Raw genomic sequence first — 22039 nt, 5'->3', positions numbered from 1 at the left:
GGGGTCAGCCGCGGGAGAACGACTGCGGATCGACATACGGACGGCCGATCGCATAGTAGTCGATGCCCAGCTCGGCCATCGCGTCCGGCTCGTACAGGTTGCGGCCGTCGAAGATGACCGGCGCCTTCAGTTCGGCCTTCAGGCGCGTGAAATCGGGGCTCCGGAATTCCTTCCATTCGGTCACGATCACGAGGGCATCCGCGCCCGTCACGGCGATATCCTGCGTGTCGACGAGATGCAGCCGCGCCAGCGCATCGGCATCGTGGCCGAAATCGAGCTCGAACACGCGCCGCGCTTCGTCGATCGCGACCGGATCGTACGCGCGCACGGTCGCACCGCGCTCGAGCAGCGCGGCGATCAAACGCCGGCTCGGCGCCTCGCGCATGTCGTCGGTGTTCGGCTTGAACGCGAGGCCCCACACCGCGAACTCGCGGCCCGTCAGGTCGGCGCCGAAGCGTTGCTCGATCTTGCCGATCAGCACGTCCTTCTGCGCATGGTTGGCGGCCTCGACGGCTTCCAGGATGCGCAGCGGCTGGCCGTTCTCGCCGGCGGTGCGAATCAGCGCCTGGACGTCCTTCGGGAAACACGAGCCGCCGTAGCCGACGCCGGCGTACAGGAAGTGATAGCCGATGCGCGGATCGGAGCCGATCCCGCGGCGCACGGCCTCGATGTCGGCACCGACCTTGTCGGCGAGATTCGACATCTCGTTCATGAACGAGATGCGCGTCGCGAGCATCGCGTTCGCCGCATACTTCGCGAATTCGGCCGAGCGCACGTCCATGTAGATCGTGCGCTCGTGGTTGCGGTTGAACGGCGCGTAGAGCTTCTTCATCTTCTCGCGCGCGATCGTGCCGGTCTCGTCGTCGTCGACGCCGATGATGATCCGGTCCGGACGCATGAAGTCCTCGACCGCGGCGCCTTCCTTGAGGAACTCCGGATTCGACACGACCGAGAAGCGATGCGCGACGCTGCCCGCGAGCCCGCGTGCGGCAAGCGCCTCGTCGACCACGCCGCGCACGCGCTGCGCGGTGCCGACCGGCACCGTCGACTTGTCGACGATCACCTTGAAGCCCGTCATGTAGCGGCCGATGTTGCGTGCGGCCTCGAGCACGTACTGCAGGTCGGCCGAGCCGTCCTCGTCGGGCGGCGTGCCGACCGCGATGAACTGGATCTCGCCGTGCGCGACGCTCGCCTCGATGTCGGTCGAGAAGCGCAGGCGCCCCGCCGCGCGGTTGCGCGCGATGATGTCCAGCAGCCCCGGTTCGTGAATCGGCATGCCGCCGTTGTTCAGGATGTCGATCTTGCGCGGATCGACGTCGAGACAGAAGACGTCGTGACCGATCTCCGCGAGGCAGGCGCCCGTGACGAGGCCGACATAGCCGGTGCCGATGATGGTGATTTTCATAGATGTTCCGGTACTTCCCGGTAATTGACTAACTTGGCCGCCGGGGCCAGCCCGGCGGCAACCGCAGCGCGTTGGCTCCGCGTGCCGGGATCAGCCCGGCATCGCAGGTTCGACGCGGCGCGGCGCATAGGTTTCCCAGCCGCTGCATCCGGGGCACTGCCAGTAGAAAAGCCGTGCCCGGAAACCGCAATTCTGGCACGTATACCGTGGCAGATTTTTCGTGCGCTGCTTGATCAGCGCACGCATCATTTCAAGTTCCTTACGGCGCGGTTCGTCGGCCGCCGCGATCTGCGCATCGAGCAGGTGCAGCATCCCCGACAGGTTCGGTGACTTCTCCATCTGCAGGCGCGCCAGCGTGTGCGCCGCTTCCTGGCCGCGCAACCCGGCGATATGCTGGTACGCGATGTCGAGCAGGTCGTTCGACGGATAGCGGTCGACATACCCCATCAGCAGCTCGGCGCCTTCCCCGTTCTTGCCGAGCGCGACATACGCCTTCATCAGCTTGTCGGCGACGAGCGGCAGATACGCGGGGTTCTGCGCTTCGACACGCTTCCAGTGCCCGATCGCGGCGGCGTGGTCGCCTGCCGCCTCCGCCGCGTCGCCCGACAGGATCGTCGCACGCACGTTCTGCGGGTTCACGGTCAGCGCCAGGCGCAACTGTTCGGCTGCCGCGGCCGCATTCTTGCGCTGCAGCGCTTCCTGCGCGAGTTCGCAGTGGAACTGCGCAATTTCGACGCCGAGCGGTTTGTCGCTCATCGATTCGATGCGCTTCGCGGTATCGATCGACTTGTTCCAGTCCTTCTCGATCTCGTAGATCGTCAGCAGCGCCCGCTGCGCGCCGAGCGCATAGTCGCCGTCGGCGAGCTTGTGGAACGCCTCCTCGGCGCGATCGAGCAGGCCGGCCTTCAGGAAATCCTGGCCGAGCTCGTACAACGCGTGGTCACGCTCGTTGACCGGCAGGTCCGTGCGGCTCAGCAGGTTCTGGTGCACGCGGATCGCGCGGTCGGTCTCGCCGCGGCGGCGAAACAGGTTGCCGAGCGCGAAGTGCAGCTCGACCGTCTCGGGATCGAGCTTGGCGACCTCGATGAATGCGTCGATCGCCTTGTCGGGTTGTTCGTTCAACAGAAAATTCAGGCCGCGGAAATACGAGCGCGGCAGGTTGGCGCTCTCCGACAGGAGATTCTTCAGGTCATAGCGTGACGCCGCCCACCCGAGCGCGAACGCGACCGGAATCGCGAGCAACCACCAGAAATCCAGATCCATGCGAAATATCGAAGCAGAGACGAAAACCGCGCGATGATCGCGCGGCGTCCGTGTTAAATGACGGGCGGCATCGGCGGCTGATCGATGACGGCGGGCGTTTCACGCGCCGCGCGCAGATCGCGCTTCAGGCGCCCGTTCTCGAGACGCAGGCGGAAGATCGAAGGCAGCGCGGACAGCAGGCCCGCCAGCAGCCCCACGGCGAAAAACGCCAGGCCGATCAGGATCAGCGGCGCTTGCCATGCGTAGCCGGCAACGAAATTCAGCGTCGCGGTTTGCGTATTGGCCAGCGCGAGCACCAGCAGCAGGACGAACACCAATACCCGGATCAGCCAGACGATAAACTTCATGAAGCCCTCTCTTTGTTGAGGTTTGCTGCGGCGCGCGACTCCCCTTCGTCGCACCGAATCGACCCGTATTGTAAAGGAAGCGTTTCCGCGACTGCGCACATCCTGCGCCGGCCGTTGCATCGCTGCCGCCGGAAATGAAAAAAGCGCCCCAAGGGGCGCTTTTCTTTTCAGCCTTCGCCGGACGGGTTCCGGGCACACCAAACGACGTTCAACGCTCGTCGTCCGGATCGTCAGCCTTCAGCGGTTCACCGGCGCGGCCGTCGACGCGTTCGCGCAATTCCTTGCCAGGCTTGAAGTGCGGCACGAACTTCTCGGGCACCTGCACTTTCTCCCCCGACTTCGGGTTGCGTCCGACGCGCGCCGGGCGACGGTTGAGGCCGAAGCTGCCGAAACCCCGAATTTCGATGCGATGCCCTTTCGCCAGGGCATCGGACATCGCATCGAGCATCGTTTTCACCGCGAAATCCGCATCCTTGAGGACAAGTTGCGGAAATCGCAATGCCAGCTGCGCGACCAACTCGGATTTGGTCATACTTCAGCAGACCTCGTGAGGCTTACTGGTTCTGGCCGTCGAGCTTCGCCTTCAGCAGCGCGCCGAGGTTGGTCGTACCGGTCGCAGCAGCGCTCGTGTCCGACTGCAGGCCGCGGATCGCTTCCTGTTGCTCAGCCGAATCCTTTGCCTTGATCGACAGGTTGATGCCGCGCGACTTGCGATCGATGTTGATCACCATCGCGTTGACCTTGTCGCCTTCCTTCAGCACGTTGCGTGCATCTTCGACGCGATCCTGCGAGATTTCCGACGCACGCAGGTAGCCTTCGATGTCGCCCGTCAGCGTGATGACCGCACCCTTCGCATCGACCGTCTTCACGACGCCGTCGACGATCGAGCCCTTGTCGTTCATTGCAACGTAGTTGCTGAACGGGTCGCCTTCGAGTTGCTTGATGCCGAGCGAAATACGCTCCTTCTCGACGTCGATACCGAGCACGATGGCTTCGACTTCGTCGCCCTTCTTGTACTTGCGAACGGCTTCTTCGCCGGCTTCGCTCCACGACAGGTCCGACAGGTGGACCAGGCCGTCGATGCCGCCCGGCAGACCGATGAACACGCCGAAGTCGGTGATCGACTTGATTGCGCCCGTGATCTTGTCGCCCTTCTTGAAGTTGCGGCTGAAGTCATCCCACGGATTCGGCTTGCACTGCTTCATGCCGAGGCTGATACGACGACGGTCTTCGTCGATCTCGAGGACCATGACTTCGACTTCGTCGCCCAGCTGGACAACCTTCGACGGCGCAACGTTCTTGTTGGTCCAGTCCATTTCCGACACGTGGACGAGGCCTTCGATGCCCGATTCCACTTCGACGAATGCGCCGTAGTCGGTGATGTTCGTGACCTTGCCGAACAGGCGCGTGCCCGACGGGTAACGGCGCGAGATGCCTTCCCACGGATCGTCGCCCAGTTGCTTGATGCCCAGCGAGACGCGGTTCTTCTCTTGGTCGAACTTGAGGATCTTCGCGGTGACTTCCTGGCCAACCGACAGGACTTCGCTCGGGTGACGCACGCGACGCCATGCGATGTCGGTGATGTGCAGCAGGCCGTCGATGCCGCCGAGGTCGACGAACGCGCCGTAGTCGGTGATGTTCTTGACCACGCCGTTGACGATCGCGCCTTCCTTCAGCGTCTCGAGCAGCTTCGCGCGCTCTTCGCCTTGCGTTGCTTCGATCACGGCACGACGCGACAGCACGACGTTGTTACGCTTGCGATCGAGCTTGATCACGCGGAACTCGAGCGTCTTGCCTTCGTACGGGGTCGTGTCCTTGACCGGACGCGTGTCGACCAGCGAACCCGGCAGGAACGCGCGGATGCCGTTGACCATCACGGTCATGCCGCCCTTCACCTTGCCGGTGATCGTGCCGGTGACGAGTTCGTTGTTGTCGAGTGCCTTTTCCAGCGACAGCCACGATGCAAGGCGCTTTGCCTTGTCGCGCGACAGGATCGTGTCGCCGTAGCCGTTTTCGAGTGCGTCGATCGCGACGGACACGAAATCGCCCGACTGCACCTCAACCTCGCCCTGATCGTTCAGGAATTCCTCGATCGGAATGTAAGCCTCGGACTTCAGGCCTGCATTGACGACCACGAAGTTGTGGTCGACGCGCACGACTTCGGCGGAAATCACTTCGCCGGCGCGCATGTCTTGGCGGGTCAGCGACTCTTCGAACAGAGCCGCAAAGGATTCGGTATTCGGGGTGGAGGTTTGCAGGTCGGACATAAAAATCTGATTGTGCATGGATCGCTGTGCCACGCCGGCCGGAATGGCAGGCTGAAAGGGCCAGATCGATGACCACACGGGGTTAAGGGTTCGAAACACGCTCCGCGCTTGCGACGCGGAACACCTACCGCTGCCCGCCTTCTCAGGCGGGCTGGCCGAGCGCCCGGTACCACTGCAGCACTTGATCGACGGCTTCATCGACCGACAGCGCCGACGTATCGAGCAGCTTGGCATCTGCCGCAGGCTTCAGCGGCGCGGCCGCGCGATTGCTGTCGCGCGCGTCACGTTCACGAAGATCCCGGAGCAAGTCATCTATATTAGCAGAAAAACCTTTTTGCATCAATTGCTTATGCCGTCTGGTCGCGCGAGCCTCCGCGCTGGCCGTCAGGAACACCTTCAGCACGGCATCCGGGAAGATCACCGTCCCCATGTCGCGCCCGTCCGCGACGAGGCCCGGCGTCTTGCGGAACGCGCGCTGGCGCGCGACGAGCGCGGTGCGCACGGGCCCGTGCACGGCAATGGCCGACGCGCGGTTGCCGACCGCTTCGGCGCGGATGTCGTTCGACACGTCGACGCCGTCGAGCTGCGCACAGCCTTCACGAAAGGTGATGTGGAGATCGTCGATCAGCTTCACCAGCGCGTCGATGTCCTCCGCCGCGATGCCGTAGCGCACGCTCGCGAGCGCGGCGAGCCGGTACAGCGCGCCGCTGTCGAGCAGGTGGAAGCCAAGGTGCGCGGCGACGAGCGCGGCAACGGTGCCCTTGCCGGAGGCGGTCGGGCCGTCGATCGTGATGACGGGAGTCGGGTGAAAGGGTCGGGTCGATTTCATCGGTACAGTCGGGTCAGGCTTTGGCGAGCGCGGCGAAGCGGTCGAAATAGTCGGGGAACGTCTTGCCGACGCACTTCGGGTCGTTGATCCGCACCGGCACGCCGCCCAGGCTGACGAGCGAGAAGCACATCGCCATCCGGTGATCGTCGTACGTATCGATCGCCGCGTTCGGCGTGAGCTTTTCCGGCGGCGTGACGACGAGATAGTCGGGGCCTTCCTCGACGATCGCGCCGACCTTACGCAACTCGGTCGCCATCGCGGCGATGCGGTCGGTCTCCTTCACGCGCCAGCTCGCGATGTTGCGCAGCGTGCTCGTGCCGTTCGCGAACAGCGCCGCGACCGCGATGGTCATCGCCGCATCGGGAATCAGGTTGAAGTCCATGTCGATCGGTTCGAGCTTGCCGTGGTCGTGGCCGATGCCGCGCACGTCGATCCAGTCGTCGCCCATCGTCACGTTCGCGCCCATCTGCATCAGCGCGTTCGCGAAGCCGACGTCGCCCTGGATGCTCGCGCGCCCCACGCCCTCGACGCGCAGCGGGCCGCCGCCGAGCGCGCCGGCCGCGAGGAAGTACGATGCGGACGACGCGTCGCCCTCGACCATGATCCGCCCCGGCGAGCGGTAGCGGACGCCGGCCGGCACGACGAAACGCTGCCAGCCGTCGCGCTCGACGGTCACGCCGAAGCGCTCCATCAGCCGGATCGTGATGTCGATGTACGGCTTCGAGATCAGCTCGCCGTCGACCTCGACGACGGTCCGGCCGTCCTTCGCCTTCACGAGCGGCAGCGTCATCAGGAGCGCCGTGAGGAACTGGCTCGACACGTCGCCGCGCACGCGGATCGGCGCATCGACCGAGATCGTCGCGGGCTTGATCCGCAACGGCGGGTAGCCTTCGTTCAGCTCGTAGTCGATCTGCGCGCCGATCTGGCGCAGGCCGTCGACGAGATCGCCGATCGGCCGCTCGTGCATGCGCGGCACGCCGTGCACGCGATAGTCGCCGCCATTCACCGCGAGCGCCGCGGTCAGCGGCCGCACGGCCGTGCCCGCGTTGCCGAGGAACAGGTCGGCCGTCTTCGCGGTGAAGGCGCCGCGCGTGCCCGTGACGACACAGGTGTCGCCGTCGCGCGCGAGCTTCACGCCGAGCTTGCCGAGCGCGTCGAGCATCACGCGCGTGTCGTCGGAGTCGAGCAGGTTGGTGATCGTCGTTTCGCCTTCGGCCAGCGCCGCAAGCAGCAGCACGCGGTTCGAGATGCTTTTCGAGCCGGGCAGGCGCACGGTGCCCGATGCGCTGGAGTACGGGCCGAGATCGAGATAGTCCATGGGAATCGTCCTGTTATTTCCTGACCGGTTCGGCAGCGGGCGCGCCGCCGCGCTCCTGCCATGCCTTGCGTGCGGCGCGCGAGCGCGTGAACACGGCTTCGAGCGCCGCGCCGTCGCCGGCGTCGATCGCCGCGCGCAGCCGCGCGAGCACACGCGTGTAGCCGTCGAGTTCGTCGAGCAGCGCCGCGCGGTTCGCGACGCAGACGTCGCGCCACATCTCCGGGCTCGACGCCGCGATGCGCGTGAAATCGCGGAAGCCGCCCGCCGCGTACGAGAATTTCAGTTCCGCGTCGGCCTCGCCGAGAATCTGCTCGACGAGCGCGAACGACAGCACGTGCGGCAGATGGCTGATCGACGCGAACACGCGATCGTGCTGCTCGGTGCTCATCGTGCGCACGTCGGCGCCGCTCGCGCGCCACATCGCGTCGATCCGCGCGACCGACTCGGGCGCGTTCTCCGGCAGCGGGCACAGCACGACGTTGCGGCCGACGTACAGGTCCGGCAACGCGGCCTCGACGCCGCTCGATTCGCGGCCGGCGATCGGATGCCCCGGCACGAACTGCGCGATCCGCGCGCCGAGCGCCGCGCGCGCGGCCGCGACGACGTCGGACTTGGTGCTGCCGGCATCGGTGACGATCGTTGCATCGTCGAGCCACGGCGCGATGCGCGCGAGCAACGGGCCCGTCTGGGCGACCGGTGCCGCCAGCAGCACGAGATCGGCGCCGGCGAGCGCGTCGCGCAACTGCGCATCGTCGTCGAGTGCCGCCGCGCGATCGATCACGCCGAGCGTCAGCGCGCGCTCGACCGAGCGACGCGAACGGCCCACGCCGACGACCTCGCCCGCACCGCCCGGCGCGCGCTCGCGCAACGCGCGCGCCAGCGAGCCGCCGATCAGGCCGACGCCGAAGATGACCAGTTTGTTGAATGCAAAGCCTGACACGAGAAGAGCCAAGTTACGCGCGCGGAACGACGCCCCGCACGCGGAATTCCAGATTCCGGGCCACGGGCCCGCACCCGGCGCAACCAGCGCCGGATGCCGCCCGAACCCGCCTTCGGCAGCGCCGAACGGCCTGCCCTGCCCGCCTGGCCGCCACGCCCGCGCGAGCGGGCGGCGCACCAGCGCGTCAGCGTGCGCGCGGATACGAACCGAGTATCTTCAGGAACGCGGCCTTCTGGCCGAGTTCCGCAAGCGCGGCCGCCACCGCCGCATCGTCGCGGTGCCCTTCGATGTCGATGTAGAAGTAGTACTCCCAGGTGCCGACGCGCGCCGGACGCGACTCGAAACGCGTCATCGACACGCCGTGCCGCGCGAGCGGCTCGAGCAGCTTGAACACGGCGCCCGGCTCGTTCTTCACCGACACGATCAGCGACGTCTGGTCGTGACCGCTTTGCCCGGCCGGCTGCTTGCCGATGATCACGAAACGCGTGCGGTTGTGCGGATCGTCCTGGATCAGCGAGAACGCGATCTGCAGGCCGTAGTGCGCGGCCGCGCGGTCGCCCGCGATCGCGGCGACGGTCGGATCGGCCGCCGCGAGGCGGGCGGCCTCGGCATTGCTCGCCACCGCCTGCCGCTCGAGCTGCGGCGCGTTCGCCGCGAGCCACTGCTGGCATTGCGCGAGCGCCTGCGCATGCGCGCAGACACGCTTCACGCCGTCGAGCGTGCCGCTTTGCGTCAGCAGGTTGTGGTGGATCGGCAGCGCCAGCTCGCCGCTGATCAGCAGTTGCGTCTGCAGCAGCAGGTCGAGCGTGCGCGATACGGCCCCTTCGGTCGAATTCTCGACCGGCGCGATGCCGAACGCGGACGCACCGGCCTCGACCGAGCGGAACACCTCGTCGATCGACGGGCACGGCAGCCCTTCGATCGACTGGCCGAAATACTCGAGCATCGCCTGTTCGCTGTACGTGCCGACCGGCCCGAGGAATGCGACGTGGATCGTCTGCTCGAGCGCGCGGCTCGCGGCCATGATCTCGCGCCAGATGGCGCTGATGTGCTCGCTCGCGAGCGGCCCCGCGCTCATGTCCTGCAGCCGTGCGATCACCTGCAGCTCGCGCTCCGGCCGGAACACCGGCGCGTTGAAATGCTTCTTGACCTCGCCCACCTCCAGCGCCACCGCGGCGCGCTGGTTCAGGAGCGCGATCAGCTGCGCGTCGATCGCGTCGATGCGATCGCGCAGCGGTTTCAGGCGGGAATTCAGTTCGTCGTCCATGCGTTTTGCCGTGCTGTTTGAGCAGCGCCGCCGTCAGGCGCCGCGCTGCTCGAAGTCCTTCATGTACTCGACGAGCGCTTTCACGCCCTCGAGCGGCACCGCGTTGTAGATCGACGCCCGCATGCCGCCGACGGACTTGTGGCCCTTCAGCTGCAGCAGCCCGCGCGCCTTTGCGCCGGCGAGGAAGTCTTCATTGCGCGTTTCGTCGGCCAGGAAAAACGGCACGTTCATCCGCGAACGCGCTGCCGGCTCGACCTTGTTCAGATAGAAGCTGCTCGCATCGATCGTGTCGTAGAGCAGCTTCGCCTTTTCGATGTTGCGGGCCTCGATCGCCTCGAGGCCGCCCTGCCGCTTCAGCCACTGGAACACGAGGCCCGCGATGTAGATCGCGTAGGTGGGCGGCGTGTTGTACAGCGAGTTGTTCGCGGCGACGGTCTTCCACTCGAACGCGGACGGGCAGATCGACAGCGCGCGATCGAGCAGATCCTCGCGCACGATCACGACCGTCACGCCGGCCATCCCGATGTTCTTCTGCGCGCCGCCGAACAGCACGCCGTATTTCGCGACGTCCATCGGGCGCGACAGGATGTGCGACGAGACGTCCGCGACCAGCGGCACGTCGCCGAGATCGGGAATCTCGAACGTCTCGACGCCGTCGATCGTCTCGTTGGTGCACAGATGCACGTAGGCCGGATCGTCCGACAGCTGCCATTCGGCGCGTGCGGGCGCACGCGTGAAGCCGTCTTCCGTCTTGCCGGTTGCGGCGAGATGCGGCGTGCAGAACTTCTTCGCCTCATTGAACGACTTCTGCGACCACGACCCCGTCACGACGAAGTCGGCCGTCTTGCGCGAGCCGAGCAGGTTCATCGGCACGATCGCGTTTTCCGCGATGCCGCCCCCCTGCAGGAACAGGATCCGGTGGCTGGCCGGCACGCCGAGCAGGTCGCGCAGGTCGGTCAGCGCAGCCTCGTGGATCGACATGAACTCCTTGCCGCGATGGCTCATCTCCATCACGCTCATGCCGCTGCCGTGCCAGTCGAGCATTTCGTCGGCCGCTTGCCGCAGCACTTCCTCGGGCATCGCCGCAGGGCCGGCGGAGAAATTAAAGACGCGCATCGTGAAAACCTCGGAGGGACGCGACCGGCTCGCCGCCGGCAGACCGCGCCAGAAAAGAAATGGCCGTTTGCGCTCGCGCGCAAACGGCCATTATCGCACTGTCGTCAGGCTCCCGCCAAACCCGGCCGAACGGCCGGGGGCGTGCCCGGACGGCTTTACTTGCCCGGCTTGACTGCTGCGACTTCCTTGTCAGCCTGCGTACGCGTTGCCTGGATCGCTTGCGGCATGTACTTCTGCATCAGGCCGTTGACCACGTCGCGACCGACCTGATCCTGCACCTGGATGAACTTGCGGCCCGTCGGGCTCTTGTAGAACGTCGTCAGATCCTTGATCTCCGACGTGCTGTAGTACTTCGCGTACGCGTCGTACTGAGCCGACATCGCGTCGCTCTGGAACTGCTGCGTACCGAACACCTTGCCCGCGCCGTCGACCAGCTTCGGCACGGCGTTCTTCTGCAGCGTCGGAACGGCAGCCTGCTTCTGCTTGTCGTTCAGCGTCTTGTTTTCCGACAGCGCGTCCGACAGGATCGCCGGCACGAGTTGCTTGGCCTGCATTTCGGCGCTGTTGCCGATTGCCGACACGAGCTTCGGCGCGTCGATCGCGTCGAGCAGATCCTTGATCGCCGCCTTCTTGTCAGCGTCGATCGGCGCAGCTGCCGCGGCGGGCGCCGGTGCGGAATTCGACAGCGCTTGCGCCATCGCGAACGTCGGCACCAGTGCGGCCAGCAGGACCAGTTGCTTGAATTGCTTTTGCATCATCACTCCCTTTTGGAAATATGAATGGTTGCTCGCCGGCCGCGGCGCTTCGCGCCCGCGGCGGTCAGAGTCTCATCCGTTCTTCAGGCTTCGCCGTCCGACGCCTCGTCGGCCTCGCCATCGCCCTCTTCTGCCTCCGCGATCTGCTGCAGGCCGGAGAGCTTGGTACCTTCATCGAGACTGATGAGTGTAACACCTTGCGTGGCCCGTCCCATCTCGCGAATCTCGGAAACGCGGGTGCGAATCAACACGCCCGCCGTCGTGATCAGCATGATCTGATCTTCGGCGTCGACGAGCGTCGCCGCGACGACCTTGCCGTTACGCTCCGACGTCTGGATCGCGATCATACCCTTCGTGCCGCGGCCGTGACGCGTGTATTCGGTGATCGGCGTGCGCTTGCCGTAGCCGTTCTCGGTCGCGGTGAGCACGGTCTGCTCCTCGCTGCCGGCAACCAGCATCGCGATGACCTGCTGCCCGTCCTCGAGCTGCATGCCGCGCACGCCGCGCGCCTCGCGCCCCATCGGACGCACGTCGTTCTCGTCGAAGCGCACGGCCTTGCCGGCGTCGGAGAACAGCATCACGTCGTGCGCGCCGTCGGTGATCGACGCACCGATCAGGTAGTCGCCATCGTCGAGGCCGACCGCGATGATGCCCTTCTTCATCGGACGGCTGAATGCCTCGAGCGGCGTCTTCTTCACGGTGCCGAGCGACGTCGCCATGAAGATGAACTTGTCGGCCGAGAACTCCTTGACCGGCAGCACGACGTTGATCTTCTCGCCTTCCTGCAGCGGGAACATGTTGACGATCGGGCGGCCGCGCGAGTTGCGCGAGCCCTGCGGCACTTCGTAGACCTTGACCCAGTACACGCGGCCGCGGTTCGAGAAGCACAGGATGTAGTCGTGCGTGTTCGCGATGAACAGCGTCTCGATCCAGTCGTCTTCCTTCATCTGCGTCGCCTGCTTGCCGCGGCCGCCACGCTTCTGCGCGCGGTACTCGGACAGCGGCTGCGACTTCACGTAGCCCGCATGCGACATCGTGACGACCATGTCCTGCGGCGTGATCAGATCCTCGGTGTTCAGCTCGGTCGCGTTCAGCTCGATCCTCGAGCGGCGCGCGTCGCCGAATTCGGCCTTCACCGAAGTCAGCTCCTCGCCGATCATCGTCGTGATCCGCTCGGGGCGCGCGAGGATGTCCAGCAGGTCGGCGATCTGCGCCATCACTTCGCGGTACTCGCCGATGATCTTGTCCTGCTCGAGGCCGGTCAGGCGCTGCAGACGCATCTGCAGGATTTCCTGGGCCTGCGTGTCGGACAGGCGGTACAACCCGTCGCCCTGCATGCCGAACGCCGGGTTCAGGCCTTCCGGACGATACGCGGAACGGCCGCCCGCCGACGCGTTCTCGGCTTCGGCACGGGTCAGCATCTCGCGCACGAGCGACGAATCCCACGGCTTCGCCATCAGCTCCTGCTTCGCGATCGGCGGCGTCGGCGCGGCCTTGATGATCGCGATGAACTCGTCGATGTTCGCGAGCGCGACCGCGAGACCCTCGAGCACGTGGCCGCGTTCGCGGGCCTTGCGCAGTTCGTAGATCGTGCGGCGCGTCAGCACTTCGCGTCGGTGCGACAGGAAGCACTGCAGGATTTCCTTCAGGTTCAGCAGCTTCGGCTGGCCGTCGACGAGCGCGACCATGTTCATGCCGAACGTGTCCTGGAGCTGCGTCGCCTTGTACAGGTTGTTCAGCACCACCTCCGGCACCTCACCGCGCTTGAGCTCGATCACGACGCGCATGCCGCTCTTGTCGGACTCGTCGCGGATGTCGGAGATGCCTTCCAGCTTCTTCTCGTTGACGAGCTCGGCGATCCGCTCGAGCAGCGAGCGCTTGTTCACCTGGTACGGCAGCTCGTCGACGATGATCGCCATCCGCTGGCCGCGGTCGATTTCCTCGAAGTGGGTGGCCGCGCGCATCACGACGCGCCCGCGCCCGGTGCGGTAGCCGTCGCGCACGCCGGCGACGCCGTAGATGATGCCGGCCGTCGGGAAGTCCGGCGCCGGGATGATCTCGATCAGTTCGTCGATCGTCGCTTCGGGGTTGCCCAGCAGGTGCTGACACGCGTCGACGACTTCGTTCAGGTTGTGCGGCGGGATGTTGGTCGCCATGCCGACCGCGATGCCCGACGAGCCGTTGATCAGCAGGTTCGGGATGCGCGCCGGCAGGACGGACGGCTGCGTTTCGTTGCCGTCGTAGTTCGGCTCGAAATCGACCGTTTCCTTGTCGATGTCGGCGAGCAGCTCGTGACCGATCTTCGCCATGCGAATTTCGGTGTAACGCATCGCCGCGGCATTGTCGCCGTCGATCGAGCCGAAGTTGCCTTGCCCGTCGATCAGCATGTAGCGCAGCGAGAAGTCCTGCGCCATCCGCACGATCGTGTCGTAGACCGCGGTATCGCCGTGAGGGTGGTACTTACCGATCACGTCGCCGACGATACGCGCCGACTTCTTGTACGCACGGTTCCAGTCGTTGTTCAGTTCGTGCATCGCGAACAACACGCGCCGGTGCACGGGCTTCAGGCCATCGCGGACATCCGGGAGGGCACGTCCGACGATCACGCTCATCGCGTAATCGAGATACGAACGGCGCATTTCCTCCTCTAGGGAGGTGGGCAGGGTCTCTTTGGCGAATTGATCCATGTATCCGTATCGTTTCGGAGCGAAGACGGCGAACGCCTTTCGCGTGGGCGCTGCATGCGCAACGCAACGCGAGATTCTAACATGCGCCCATCAGCCGCAAATTCGCGACCCCTCTATATATAAATAGCAAAAATCGCGGCAGCGGCGATTCGACCGACATCGCACGCGACGCGACGTCGCAGGCCATCCCGTCACGCGTGTTTCGCGCGCACGTGTAAACAACAGCACACATTCGCGCAATTTCGCCGACACACTCTTGACAATCTCTAAAAGTTGCGGCAGGGCGGTGTTGCGCATGCACCACAAAGTTGAAGCGATCTTAGGGTGGGGAGGATTTTTTTTCGTAGGAAGGGAACGATATGGCAAAATGCCAACGCACTGAAAGTTAGACGCTGCTCGAAGTCTACACAGAGCGGTGCCGCGTTTTTTGTGCCGCACCAATGTTATACTTCGAGCAATGTATGACTTGTCACCGTCAACAGGCTCGCAGTAAACCTGCGGTAATCTCAATTTCGAGAGGAGAAATATGAATAAACTTTCAAAGCTCGCGTTCATTGCAGCTACCGCAGTTATGGCTGCATCCGCTTCGGCACAGTCGGTGCCGGCGTCGCGTCAAGCCGTCAATGACAACTGGGTGAACGGCACGGGCGAATGGGTGTGGATGAACGGCACGAACGAGCTCTGCTGGCGCGATGCGTTCTGGACGCCGGCCACCGCCAACGCGAAGTGCGATGGCGCACTGGTCGCCCAGGCACCGCAGCCGCCGGTCGCTCCGGTCGCTCCGGCCATCACGAGCCAGAAGATAACGTATCAAGCCGACGCACTGTTCGACTTCGACAAGGCAACGCTCAAGCCGCTGGGCAAGCAAAAGCTGGACGAACTGGCTTCGAAGATCGAAGGCATGAACACGGAAGTCGTCGTTGCAACGGGCTACACGGACCGCATCGGTTCGGACAAGTACAACGACCGTCTGTCGCTGCGCCGTGCGCAAGCCGTGAAGTCGTACCTGGTCAGCAAGGGTGTGCCGGCCAACAAGATCTACACGGAAGGCAAGGGCAAGCGCAACCCGGTTACGACTGGCTGCAACCAGAAGAACCGCAAGCAGCTCATCGCCTGCCTCGCACCGGACCGCCGCGTGGAAGTCGAAGTGGTTGGTACGCAGCAAGTGCAGAAGACGACCGTTCCGGCAAACTAAGCCGCGGTTTTCGACTGCTTCAAAGCCCCGCTCCGGCGGGGCTTTTTCATTGATGCCCGTCCGGGCGCTCGTCGCTTCGCCGCTCGCCTGCTTCTTATATACTCGGGTCTGACGAACCGCAGCACCGCCCTCCTCCTGTAGCCCGTTTGCCGACATGACCAACGCCGATCCGCACGAACTCCAGAAATTCAGCGACCTCGCCCACCGGTGGTGGGATCCGAATGCCGAATTCAAGCCGCTGCACGACCTGAACCCGGTCCGGCTCGGCTGGATCGATGCGCACGCGCACCTGGCCGGCAAACGCGCGCTCGACATCGGCTGCGGCGGCGGCATCCTGTCCGAATCGATGGCCGGACTCGACGCCCAGGTGAAGGGCATCGACCTGTCGACCGAAGCGCTTGGCGTCGCCGACCTCCACAGCCTCGAAAGCGGCATCATGGTCGACTACGAGGCGATCGCCGCCGAAGCGATCGCCGCGCGCGAACCAGGCACCTACGACGTCGTCACGTGCATGGAAATGCTCGAGCACGTGCCGTCGCCCGGCGATATCGTCGCCGCATGCGCGACGCTCGTGAAGCCGGGCGGCTGGGTGTTCTTCTCGACGCTGAACCGCAACCTGAAGTCCTACCTGTTCGCGGTGATCGGTGCGGAGTACATCGCGCAGATGCTGCCGAAGGGCACGCACGACTACGCGCGTTTCATCCGTCCGTCGGAACTGGCGGGCTTCGTGCGCGCGACCGATCTGCACATCGTGGAGATCAAGGGCATCACGTATCACCCGATCGGCAAGCGCTTCGCGCTGTCGAACGACACCGACATCAACTACCTCATCGCGTGCCGCCGCGGCGCGTGACCTTCCGACCGGCATGACGACTCCCCTTTCGACCGCGCGGGCAGCCGACGAACCGCGCCTGCTGCACTGCGATGCCGTGCTGTTCGACCTCGACGGCACGCTCGCCGACACGGCGCCCGATCTCGCGGCGGCCGTCAACAAGATGCAACGCGAGCGCGGCCTGCCCGAAACGTCGCTCGACGTGTTGCGGCCGCTGGCCTCGGCCGGCGCGCGCGGCCTGCTCGGCGGCGCGTTCGGCATCGATCCGCGCACGCCCGGCTACGAAGCGATGCGCGACGAGTTCCTGGCCAACTACGCGACGGATCTCTGCGTGCATACGGTGCTGTTCCCCGGCATCGGCGACGTGCTCGACGAACTCGATGCGCGCGGCGTGCGCTGGGGGATCGTCACGAACAAGGCGATGCGGCTCACGGCGCCACTCGTCGACCTGCTCGGTCTCGCACCGCGCGCCGCTTGCATCGTCGGGGGCGACACAACGCCGCACCCGAAGCCGCACCCGGCCCCGCTGCTGCACGCGGCCGACCAGTTGACGCTCGCGCCCGCGCGCATCGTCTACGTCGGCGACGACCTGCGCGACATTCAGGCCGGCAGCGCGGCCGGCATGGCGACGGTCGCGGCCGCGTACGGCTATTGCGGCGACGGCGTCGCACCGACCGACTGGCAGGCGCAGCATCTCGTCGATACGACGCAGGAACTGCGCGAACTGCTGCGCGATGTTGGGCTATAATGATTGATCTTATCCGCGGGGGCGACCTGGTTTCGACAGGGGTTGTGAAGCGGCTAGGGCATGTCGAGGACCCGTCACCTCGTTAATCAATGGGAAAATCGTAACTGCAAACGACGATACGTTCGCACTGGCAGCCTAAGGGCCGCCGTCCTCTGCCTAGTTCACTGACGGGCTAGTGTCGCAAGACCGGTAGCAATACCGCCAGAGGTCATTTACGTCAGTTAAGCCCTGTCGGCGTCGCGACGCCAGGGTCGAAAATCTAGCGAATCGCCGTAGTGCAGCGTGTTCGTCCGCGTCGCTGCGGTTAAATCAAAAGACTGGACTAAACATGTAGAACTAGTCGTGGAGCGCTTCTGGACGCGGGTTCGATTCCCGCCGCCTCCACCAAATTCCGCGCTCGTCGCACGAACCCCGCATGACGCAAGTCTGCGGGGTTTTTTGTTGCCGGCGAAACGCATGCCTCCCTCTCCTGCCGAAAAAGCGCCCAGCCACTGACGGACGGGCGGCCGGGCGGAATGCCGCCGGTACTCCGGCGGCAGGAGGTGACGGATGGTCGGCCGCCCCCGCGCAGTCACTCGCTGCACCTGACGGCGGCCAGCCCGGCTACCGCGGCCCCGGCCACGACGCGTCGTCGCGACCGGTTCGCGCCGGGCGACGCGCGGCTCAACTGCCGCGATACAGCGACTTCATTTCTTCAGCGCTGGCGGGACGCACGCCCATCGCACGCGAACCCGATGCCGATGCGCCCTGCGCCTGTGCGCCGTAGCCGCTGACGTCGGCGCCTTGCGCTTGCGCCAGCGCACGCTGCTGCTCTGCAACCCGGGCCGTCGCGGCCTGGATCGCTTCCGGATAATGCGGATCTTCGCCGCGGGCGGAGTTGTAACCGGCCTGCTGGAGCTGGACCAGTTCGGCACGAACCTGCGCGCGGGTGATCGTCGAGCCCGACTGGGCGAACGACACGACCGGGGCAACGAGCGCAGCGGCAACGACGACGGCTTGAACGAGCGACTTCATGATGACCTACCTCCAGATTTGTCTGTGTTCGCGGTGAACACCTTGTTCATCGCTGACAAACCGAAGTTTATGTAGGCAGATGCTTAAGAATAAGGCAGGTTTCTGGAAGACATCCTTCCTGAATTACGGGTTAACCCTAGATCAATGAGCGGGATGGCCAGACGTGCGTACGGCGGCTCCGCCCGGCACCCCGTTGGATGCGGGCCCGTCGAAAAGCACGAGCCCCGCAAAGCGGTAACGCTTTGCGGGGCTCGACCACCAATAGGCCCGGAATCGACGCTCGTCCACTCGCGGTCAGATGATGGGCCGTCGTGCGAAAGCACGGCGCCTCACCCCGGGCACAAACGCGCCGGTCAGCGCATTACTGGGTATCCATCGGGCACTTCAGGTTGCAGCCGTTCGGGTCACCCAGGTCGCCCTTGCGGCGCAACGCCGACTTCTTGCCGCCCTGGTATTTCTGCGATGGCGCCGACGCCGCGAACGGCATCTGCGGATGCTCGTTCAAACGAAACTGTTCGCTCAGGATGCCGCCCGGCACACCCGGGGAATTCTGCGCGGACGCAAACGGCGAAACGACGACCAGCAGCCCCGCGGTCAACGCTGCCGCGGCGTGGGGAACGGAAAATTTCATGGCGGAATGACGCCTGAACGGCGTGCTTGTTGGAACGTTGATCAAGCGCCAAGCGTAGCGCAAATCCCCCGCTGTTGCAGCGCGACCCGATCGCGTCCCCGTTACCGGGAATTGCCGTGCCGCGCCTGCGCGCCGTCGTCGCCGGCCAGCCCGGCCGCGATGCCCGTCAGCGTGCCGCACGCGGCCGGATCGTAGCCGTCCAGATGCGCGACGCGCTCGACGAAACGTGCGTCGCGCAGCAGCGCCAGTACGCCGGCGAGCGGCCGGGCGTCGAGCCGCGCACGTTCGCATGCGAAGTAATAGTCCTCGTCGACGACCGGGATGAAGTCGAGCCCGAAATGATGCGCGGCCGGCTCGACGCCGAAGCCGAGATCGGCCATCCCGCTCGCGACGAATGCCGCGATCGCCGAATGCGTGAGCTCGGCCGATGCATAGCCGTCGACGCGCTCCGGATCGATGCCGATCGCACGCAGCGCGAGGTCCAGCAACATGCGCGTGCCCGACCCCGGCTGCCGGTTGACGAAGCGGATGTCGTTGCGCGCGAGATCCGCGAGACCGCGGACCTGCTTCGGGTTGCCACGCGGCACGAACAGCCCCTGTTGACGACGCGTCAGGTGGATCAGCACGTGGCGCGTGTCGTCGAGCCACGGCCGGTAGATCTGCGCGCACTGCGCGCGGAACGCGCCGCGCGGCAGATGGAAGCCCGCCAGGTCGCATTCGCCGCGCGAGAGCGCCTGTACGGCCTCGATGCTCTCGCGATACTTGATGTCGACGGCCGCCTGCGCATCGACGAGCGCGGAGACGAGCGTCGCGACCGCGTAGCCGTGCGACGCATGGATGCGCACGGCGCCGTCGCGCTGCGCGAGCCGCCGGTTCAGGTCGCTCGCCACTTCGGCCGCCAGCGTGCGCAAATTCCCGTCGAGCCGGCTGCGCGCGAGGCGCTGCGCATCGACGACCGCCTGCCCGAGCGCCGACAGCGTCGAGCCCTTGCCGCGTGCCGTTTCGATCAACTCGCCGCCGATGCACGCTTCCAGCGCGCGGAGCATGCCCCACGCGTGCCGGTACGACAGCCCCTTGGCCTGTGCCGCCTGCGCAATGCTGCCCGTGTCGGCCACGAGTTCGAGCAACGGCGCGACGTCCGACAGGCTGGCCGACCGGCCTTCCGTGTCGCGTACGGTCAGATACGCGTCGCATTCGATCCGAATCAATTATGCACTCCGATTTCCTATTGCGACCGCGGAATGTTCCGCTTATGGTTGATAAAAATCAATCAGAACGAAGTCGAGATGCGCACTATATGAACTGCAAGCGCATATGAGATTTTGGAGGAGCATAACCGATGTCCCCGAATTCCCCTGCGCCCGACGCGCTCGTCGAGCGTCATGCGCGCGCCGGCCGGTCGCTCGTCGCGATCCTGCACGCGATCCAGGACGACGCGGGCTACGTGCCGCCGGGTTGCGTCGCACCGCTCGCCAAGGCACTCAACCTGTCGCGTGCGGAAGTCCACGGCGTACTGACTTACTACCATCACTTCCGCACCGCGCCGCCCGCGCGCGTGACGATCCAGATGTGCCGCGCCGAAGCGTGCCGCAGCATGGGTGGCGAAACGCTCGCCGCCCATGCGGAGGCGCGCACGGGCTGCCGGTTCGACGCGGCACACGGCGATGCCGCCGCTGCGCGCGCGCCGGACGCCGTCGCGCTCGAATCGGTGTACTGCCTCGGATTGTGTGCGCAGTCGCCGTCGCTGACGGTCAACGGCGTGCTGCACGCGAAGGTCACGCCGGAGAAATTCGACGCGTTGCTCGCCGACGCGGTCGCCCACTCGCAGGAGGCCGCATGACGACCCGCATCTACGTTCCGCGCGATTCGTCCGCGCTGGCGCTCGGCGCGGACGCGCTCGCCGCCGCGATCGTCGCGGAGGCCGAACGGCGCGGCGTCGCGATCGAACTGGTCCGCAACGGCTCGCGCGGGCTGCTGTGGCTCGAGCCGCTCGTCGAGATCGGCACGGCCGCGGGCCGCGTCGGCTATGCAAACCTGTCGGCCACCGACGTGCCCGCGCTGTTCGACGCCCACTGGCTCGAGGGCGGCACGCACCCGAGCAGCGTCGGCCTCGTCGACGCACTGCCCTATCTCGCGCGCCAGCAGCGCCTCACGTTCGCGCGGATCGGCCTGACCGACCCGCTGTCGATCGACGACTACCTGCGGTACGAAGGACTCGCCGGCCTGAAGAACGCACTGTCGCTCGACGGCGACGCCGCCTGCGAGACGCTGATCGAATCGGGGCTGCGCGGCCGCGGCGGCGCGGCGTTCCCGGCCGGCATCAAGTGGCGCACCGTGCGGCACGCGCACGCCGCGCAGAAATACATCGTCTGCAACGCGGACGAAGGCGATTCGGGCACGTTCTCCGACCGCCTGATCATGGAGTGCGATCCGTACTGCCTGATCGAAGGGATGATCATCGCGGGCATCGCGACGGGCGCGACGGTCGGCTACATCTACGTGCGCAGCGAATACCCGCACGCGATCGCGACACTCGAAGCCGCGATCGTCCGCGCGCGCGAAGCCGGCTGGCTCGGCGAGCACGTGCTCGGCTCCGCGCACGCGTTCGAGCTGCACGTCGCGAAAGGCGCGGGCTCGTACGTGTGCGGCGAGGAAACCGCGCTGCTCGAATCGCTCGAGGGCAAGCGCGGCGTCGTGCGCGCGAAGCCGCCGCTGCCGGCGCTCGCGGGCCTGTTCGGCCAGCCGACCGTCATCAACAACGTGATCACGCTCGCGACGGCGCCGGTGATCTTCGCGCGCGGCGCGGCGTTCTACCGCGACTACGGGATGGGCCGCTCGCGCGGCACGCTGCCGTTCCAGCTGGCGGGCAATATCCGTCAAGGCGGCCTCGTCGAACTCGCGTTCGGCGTCACGCTGCGCGAACTGCTGTTCGACTTCGGCGGCGGCACGGCCAGCGGCCGGCCCGCTCGCGCCGCGCAAGTCGGCGGCCCGCTCGGCACCTACCTGCCCGACCATCAGTGGGACGTGCCGCTCGACTACGAGGCGTATGCGGCGATCGGCGCGGTCGTCGGTCACGGCGGCATCGTGCTGCACGACGACACCTCGAACCTCGCCGAACTGGCCGAATACGCGATGAAGTTCTGCGCGATCGAATCGTGCGGCAAGTGCACGCCATGCCGGATCGGCTCGACGCGCGGTGTCGAGACGATCGCACGCATCCGCGACGGCGACACGTCGGAGCGTCAGGTCACGCTGCTGCGCGACCTGTGCGACACGATGCTGGCCGGCTCGCTGTGCGCGATGGGCGGCATGACGCCGTACCCGGTGCTGTCCGCGCTCGACCATTTCCCCGAAGATTTCGGGCTCGCTGCCGGCAAGGATGCCGCAGCGGGTCCGGTCAAGGCCGCGGCCTGACCCAGAAGGAG

Annotated in this window: 20 protein-coding genes and 1 other RNA gene; 6 read left to right on the top strand and 15 right to left on the bottom strand. The window is 65.9% G+C overall.

The window, feature by feature from the left end; translation table 11 throughout:
• Window positions 1-4: 4 nt before the first annotated feature.
• The 12 genes from AC0KUR_RS25375 to gyrA all read right to left on the bottom strand — a co-directional run bounded on the left by AC0KUR_RS25375 (window position 5) and on the right by gyrA (window position 14194).
• Window positions 5-1405 (bottom strand): UDP-glucose dehydrogenase family protein, encoded by a 1401-nt coding sequence (locus tag AC0KUR_RS25375; RefSeq protein WP_175902016.1) that lies wholly within the window; start codon window positions 1403-1405, stop codon window positions 5-7.
• A gap of 90 nt (window positions 1406-1495) precedes the next feature.
• Window positions 1496-2668, bottom strand: coding sequence for a lipopolysaccharide assembly protein LapB (gene lapB / locus AC0KUR_RS25370; protein WP_034187428.1), 1173 nt, complete (start codon window positions 2666-2668; stop codon window positions 1496-1498).
• 53 nt (window positions 2669-2721) lie between these two features.
• Window positions 2722-3015 (bottom strand): lipopolysaccharide assembly protein LapA domain-containing protein, encoded by a 294-nt coding sequence (locus AC0KUR_RS25365; protein ID WP_012328123.1) that lies wholly within the window; start codon window positions 3013-3015, stop codon window positions 2722-2724.
• 208 nt (window positions 3016-3223) lie between these two features.
• Complete coding sequence (locus tag AC0KUR_RS25360; RefSeq protein WP_034187427.1) at window positions 3224-3547, bottom strand: integration host factor subunit beta; 324 nt, start codon at window positions 3545-3547, stop codon at window positions 3224-3226.
• Between the two features lie 22 nt (window positions 3548-3569).
• Complete coding sequence (gene rpsA, locus AC0KUR_RS25355) at window positions 3570-5282, bottom strand: 30S ribosomal protein S1 (protein WP_034187468.1); 1713 nt, start codon at window positions 5280-5282, stop codon at window positions 3570-3572.
• A gap of 142 nt (window positions 5283-5424) precedes the next feature.
• Complete coding sequence (cmk, locus tag AC0KUR_RS25350; RefSeq protein ID WP_006476573.1) at window positions 5425-6111, bottom strand: (d)CMP kinase; 687 nt, start codon at window positions 6109-6111, stop codon at window positions 5425-5427.
• Window positions 6112-6124: 13 nt separating this feature from the next.
• The gene (gene aroA, locus AC0KUR_RS25345; RefSeq protein ID WP_027811969.1) at window positions 6125-7429 is read right to left on the bottom strand and encodes a 3-phosphoshikimate 1-carboxyvinyltransferase; all 1305 of its coding nucleotides are present in this window, start codon (window positions 7427-7429) and stop codon (window positions 6125-6127) included.
• Between the two features lie 13 nt (window positions 7430-7442).
• Window positions 7443-8369: a prephenate dehydrogenase/arogenate dehydrogenase family protein gene (locus AC0KUR_RS25340; RefSeq protein WP_473376558.1), complete on the bottom strand. Its 927-nt coding sequence runs from the start codon at window positions 8367-8369 to the stop codon at window positions 7443-7445.
• 184 nt (window positions 8370-8553) lie between these two features.
• Window positions 8554-9636, bottom strand: a complete 1083-nt coding sequence (gene pheA / locus AC0KUR_RS25335; RefSeq protein ID WP_124669188.1) for a prephenate dehydratase — start codon at window positions 9634-9636, stop codon at window positions 8554-8556.
• 33 nt (window positions 9637-9669) lie between these two features.
• Window positions 9670-10752: a 3-phosphoserine/phosphohydroxythreonine transaminase gene (gene serC / locus AC0KUR_RS25330; protein ID WP_034187424.1), complete on the bottom strand. Its 1083-nt coding sequence runs from the start codon at window positions 10750-10752 to the stop codon at window positions 9670-9672.
• 155 nt (window positions 10753-10907) lie between these two features.
• Entirely contained in the window at window positions 10908-11507 is a 600-nt protein-coding gene (locus AC0KUR_RS25325; protein WP_034187466.1) for a DUF2059 domain-containing protein, read from the bottom strand.
• An 83-nt stretch (window positions 11508-11590) separates the two neighbouring features.
• Window positions 11591-14194: a DNA gyrase subunit A gene (gene gyrA, locus AC0KUR_RS25320; RefSeq protein WP_034187423.1), complete on the bottom strand. Its 2604-nt coding sequence runs from the start codon at window positions 14192-14194 to the stop codon at window positions 11591-11593.
• Window positions 14195-14720: 526 nt separating this feature from the next.
• On the opposite strand from gyrA, the gene ompA reads away from it, so the two are divergent.
• From ompA to ssrA, 4 genes are all read left to right on the top strand, one after another.
• On the top strand, window positions 14721-15389 hold the full coding sequence (gene ompA / locus AC0KUR_RS25315; protein ID WP_006476579.1) for an outer membrane protein OmpA: 669 nt from the start codon (window positions 14721-14723) through the stop codon (window positions 15387-15389).
• Between the two features lie 154 nt (window positions 15390-15543).
• Window positions 15544-16242, top strand: coding sequence for a bifunctional 2-polyprenyl-6-hydroxyphenol methylase/3-demethylubiquinol 3-O-methyltransferase UbiG (ubiG, locus tag AC0KUR_RS25310; protein ID WP_473376557.1), 699 nt, complete (start codon window positions 15544-15546; stop codon window positions 16240-16242).
• Window positions 16243-16255: 13 nt separating this feature from the next.
• A complete protein-coding gene (gene gph / locus AC0KUR_RS25305) occupies window positions 16256-16969 on the top strand; it encodes a phosphoglycolate phosphatase (RefSeq protein WP_049033186.1) in 714 nt (237 codons plus the stop codon).
• A 17-nt stretch (window positions 16970-16986) separates the two neighbouring features.
• Window positions 16987-17356, top strand: a transfer-messenger RNA (tmRNA) gene (gene ssrA, locus AC0KUR_RS25300).
• Window positions 17357-17632: 276 nt separating this feature from the next.
• Here the strand turns inward: ssrA and AC0KUR_RS25295 are convergent.
• The 3 genes from AC0KUR_RS25295 to AC0KUR_RS25285 all read right to left on the bottom strand — a co-directional run bounded on the left by AC0KUR_RS25295 (window position 17633) and on the right by AC0KUR_RS25285 (window position 19822).
• Entirely contained in the window at window positions 17633-17983 is a 351-nt protein-coding gene (locus AC0KUR_RS25295) for a DUF4148 domain-containing protein (RefSeq protein WP_034187420.1), read from the bottom strand.
• Between the two features lie 361 nt (window positions 17984-18344).
• A complete protein-coding gene (locus AC0KUR_RS25290) occupies window positions 18345-18614 on the bottom strand; it encodes a hypothetical protein (RefSeq protein WP_049033188.1) in 270 nt (89 codons plus the stop codon).
• Window positions 18615-18715: 101 nt separating this feature from the next.
• Window positions 18716-19822, bottom strand: a complete 1107-nt coding sequence (locus AC0KUR_RS25285; RefSeq protein ID WP_049033190.1) for a substrate-binding domain-containing protein — start codon at window positions 19820-19822, stop codon at window positions 18716-18718.
• Window positions 19823-19953: 131 nt separating this feature from the next.
• Between AC0KUR_RS25285 and AC0KUR_RS25280 the strand changes: the two genes are divergently transcribed.
• Window positions 19954-20454 carry an NAD(P)H-dependent oxidoreductase subunit E gene (locus tag AC0KUR_RS25280; protein ID WP_049033191.1) on the top strand — a complete coding sequence of 167 codons (501 nt, stop codon included), beginning with the start codon at window positions 19954-19956 and terminating at the stop codon, window positions 20452-20454.
• On the top strand, window positions 20451-22028 hold the full coding sequence (locus tag AC0KUR_RS25275; RefSeq protein ID WP_034187416.1) for a formate dehydrogenase beta subunit: 1578 nt from the start codon (window positions 20451-20453) through the stop codon (window positions 22026-22028). The genes AC0KUR_RS25280 and AC0KUR_RS25275 overlap by 4 nt, the downstream gene beginning before the upstream one ends.
• Window positions 22029-22039: the final 11 nt, after the last annotated feature.

The sequence above is a fragment of the Burkholderia sp. YHN3-13 genome, from assembly GCF_055810675.1.
Note: the sequence above shows the minus strand (reverse complement) of the source record. Positions and strands in the feature narration are given on the sequence as shown.

Bases quoted from the DNA above. Each gene is read 5' to 3' on its own strand.
- AC0KUR_RS25375 (WP_175902016.1), bottom strand. From the start codon at position 1,405: ATGAAAATCACCATCATCGGCACCGGCTATGTCGGCCTCGTCACGGGC.
- lapB (WP_034187428.1), bottom strand. From the start codon at position 2,668: ATGGATCTGGATTTCTGGTGGTTGCTCGCGATTCCGGTCGCGTTCGCG.
- AC0KUR_RS25365 (WP_012328123.1), bottom strand. From the start codon at position 3,015: ATGAAGTTTATCGTCTGGCTGATCCGGGTATTGGTGTTCGTCCTGCTG.
- AC0KUR_RS25360 (WP_034187427.1), bottom strand. From the start codon at position 3,547: ATGACCAAATCCGAGTTGGTCGCGCAGCTGGCATTGCGATTTCCGCAA.
- rpsA (WP_034187468.1), bottom strand. From the start codon at position 5,282: ATGTCCGACCTGCAAACCTCCACCCCGAATACCGAATCCTTTGCGGCT.
- cmk (WP_006476573.1), bottom strand. From the start codon at position 6,111: ATGAAATCGACCCGACCCTTTCACCCGACTCCCGTCATCACGATCGAC.
- aroA (WP_027811969.1), bottom strand. From the start codon at position 7,429: ATGGACTATCTCGATCTCGGCCCGTACTCCAGCGCATCGGGCACCGTG.
- pheA (WP_124669188.1), bottom strand. From the start codon at position 9,636: ATGGACGACGAACTGAATTCCCGCCTGAAACCGCTGCGCGATCGCATC.
- serC (WP_034187424.1), bottom strand. From the start codon at position 10,752: ATGCGCGTCTTTAATTTCTCCGCCGGCCCTGCGGCGATGCCCGAGGAA.
- AC0KUR_RS25325 (WP_034187466.1), bottom strand. From the start codon at position 11,507: ATGCAAAAGCAATTCAAGCAACTGGTCCTGCTGGCCGCACTGGTGCCG.
- gyrA (WP_034187423.1), bottom strand. From the start codon at position 14,194: ATGGATCAATTCGCCAAAGAGACCCTGCCCACCTCCCTAGAGGAGGAA.
- ompA (WP_006476579.1), top strand. From the start codon at position 14,721: ATGAATAAACTTTCAAAGCTCGCGTTCATTGCAGCTACCGCAGTTATG.
- ubiG (WP_473376557.1), top strand. From the start codon at position 15,544: ATGACCAACGCCGATCCGCACGAACTCCAGAAATTCAGCGACCTCGCC.
- gph (WP_049033186.1), top strand. From the start codon at position 16,256: ATGACGACTCCCCTTTCGACCGCGCGGGCAGCCGACGAACCGCGCCTG.
- AC0KUR_RS25295 (WP_034187420.1), bottom strand. From the start codon at position 17,983: ATGAAGTCGCTCGTTCAAGCCGTCGTCGTTGCCGCTGCGCTCGTTGCC.
- AC0KUR_RS25290 (WP_049033188.1), bottom strand. From the start codon at position 18,614: ATGAAATTTTCCGTTCCCCACGCCGCGGCAGCGTTGACCGCGGGGCTG.
- AC0KUR_RS25280 (WP_049033191.1), top strand. From the start codon at position 19,954: ATGTCCCCGAATTCCCCTGCGCCCGACGCGCTCGTCGAGCGTCATGCG.
- AC0KUR_RS25275 (WP_034187416.1), top strand. From the start codon at position 20,451: ATGACGACCCGCATCTACGTTCCGCGCGATTCGTCCGCGCTGGCGCTC.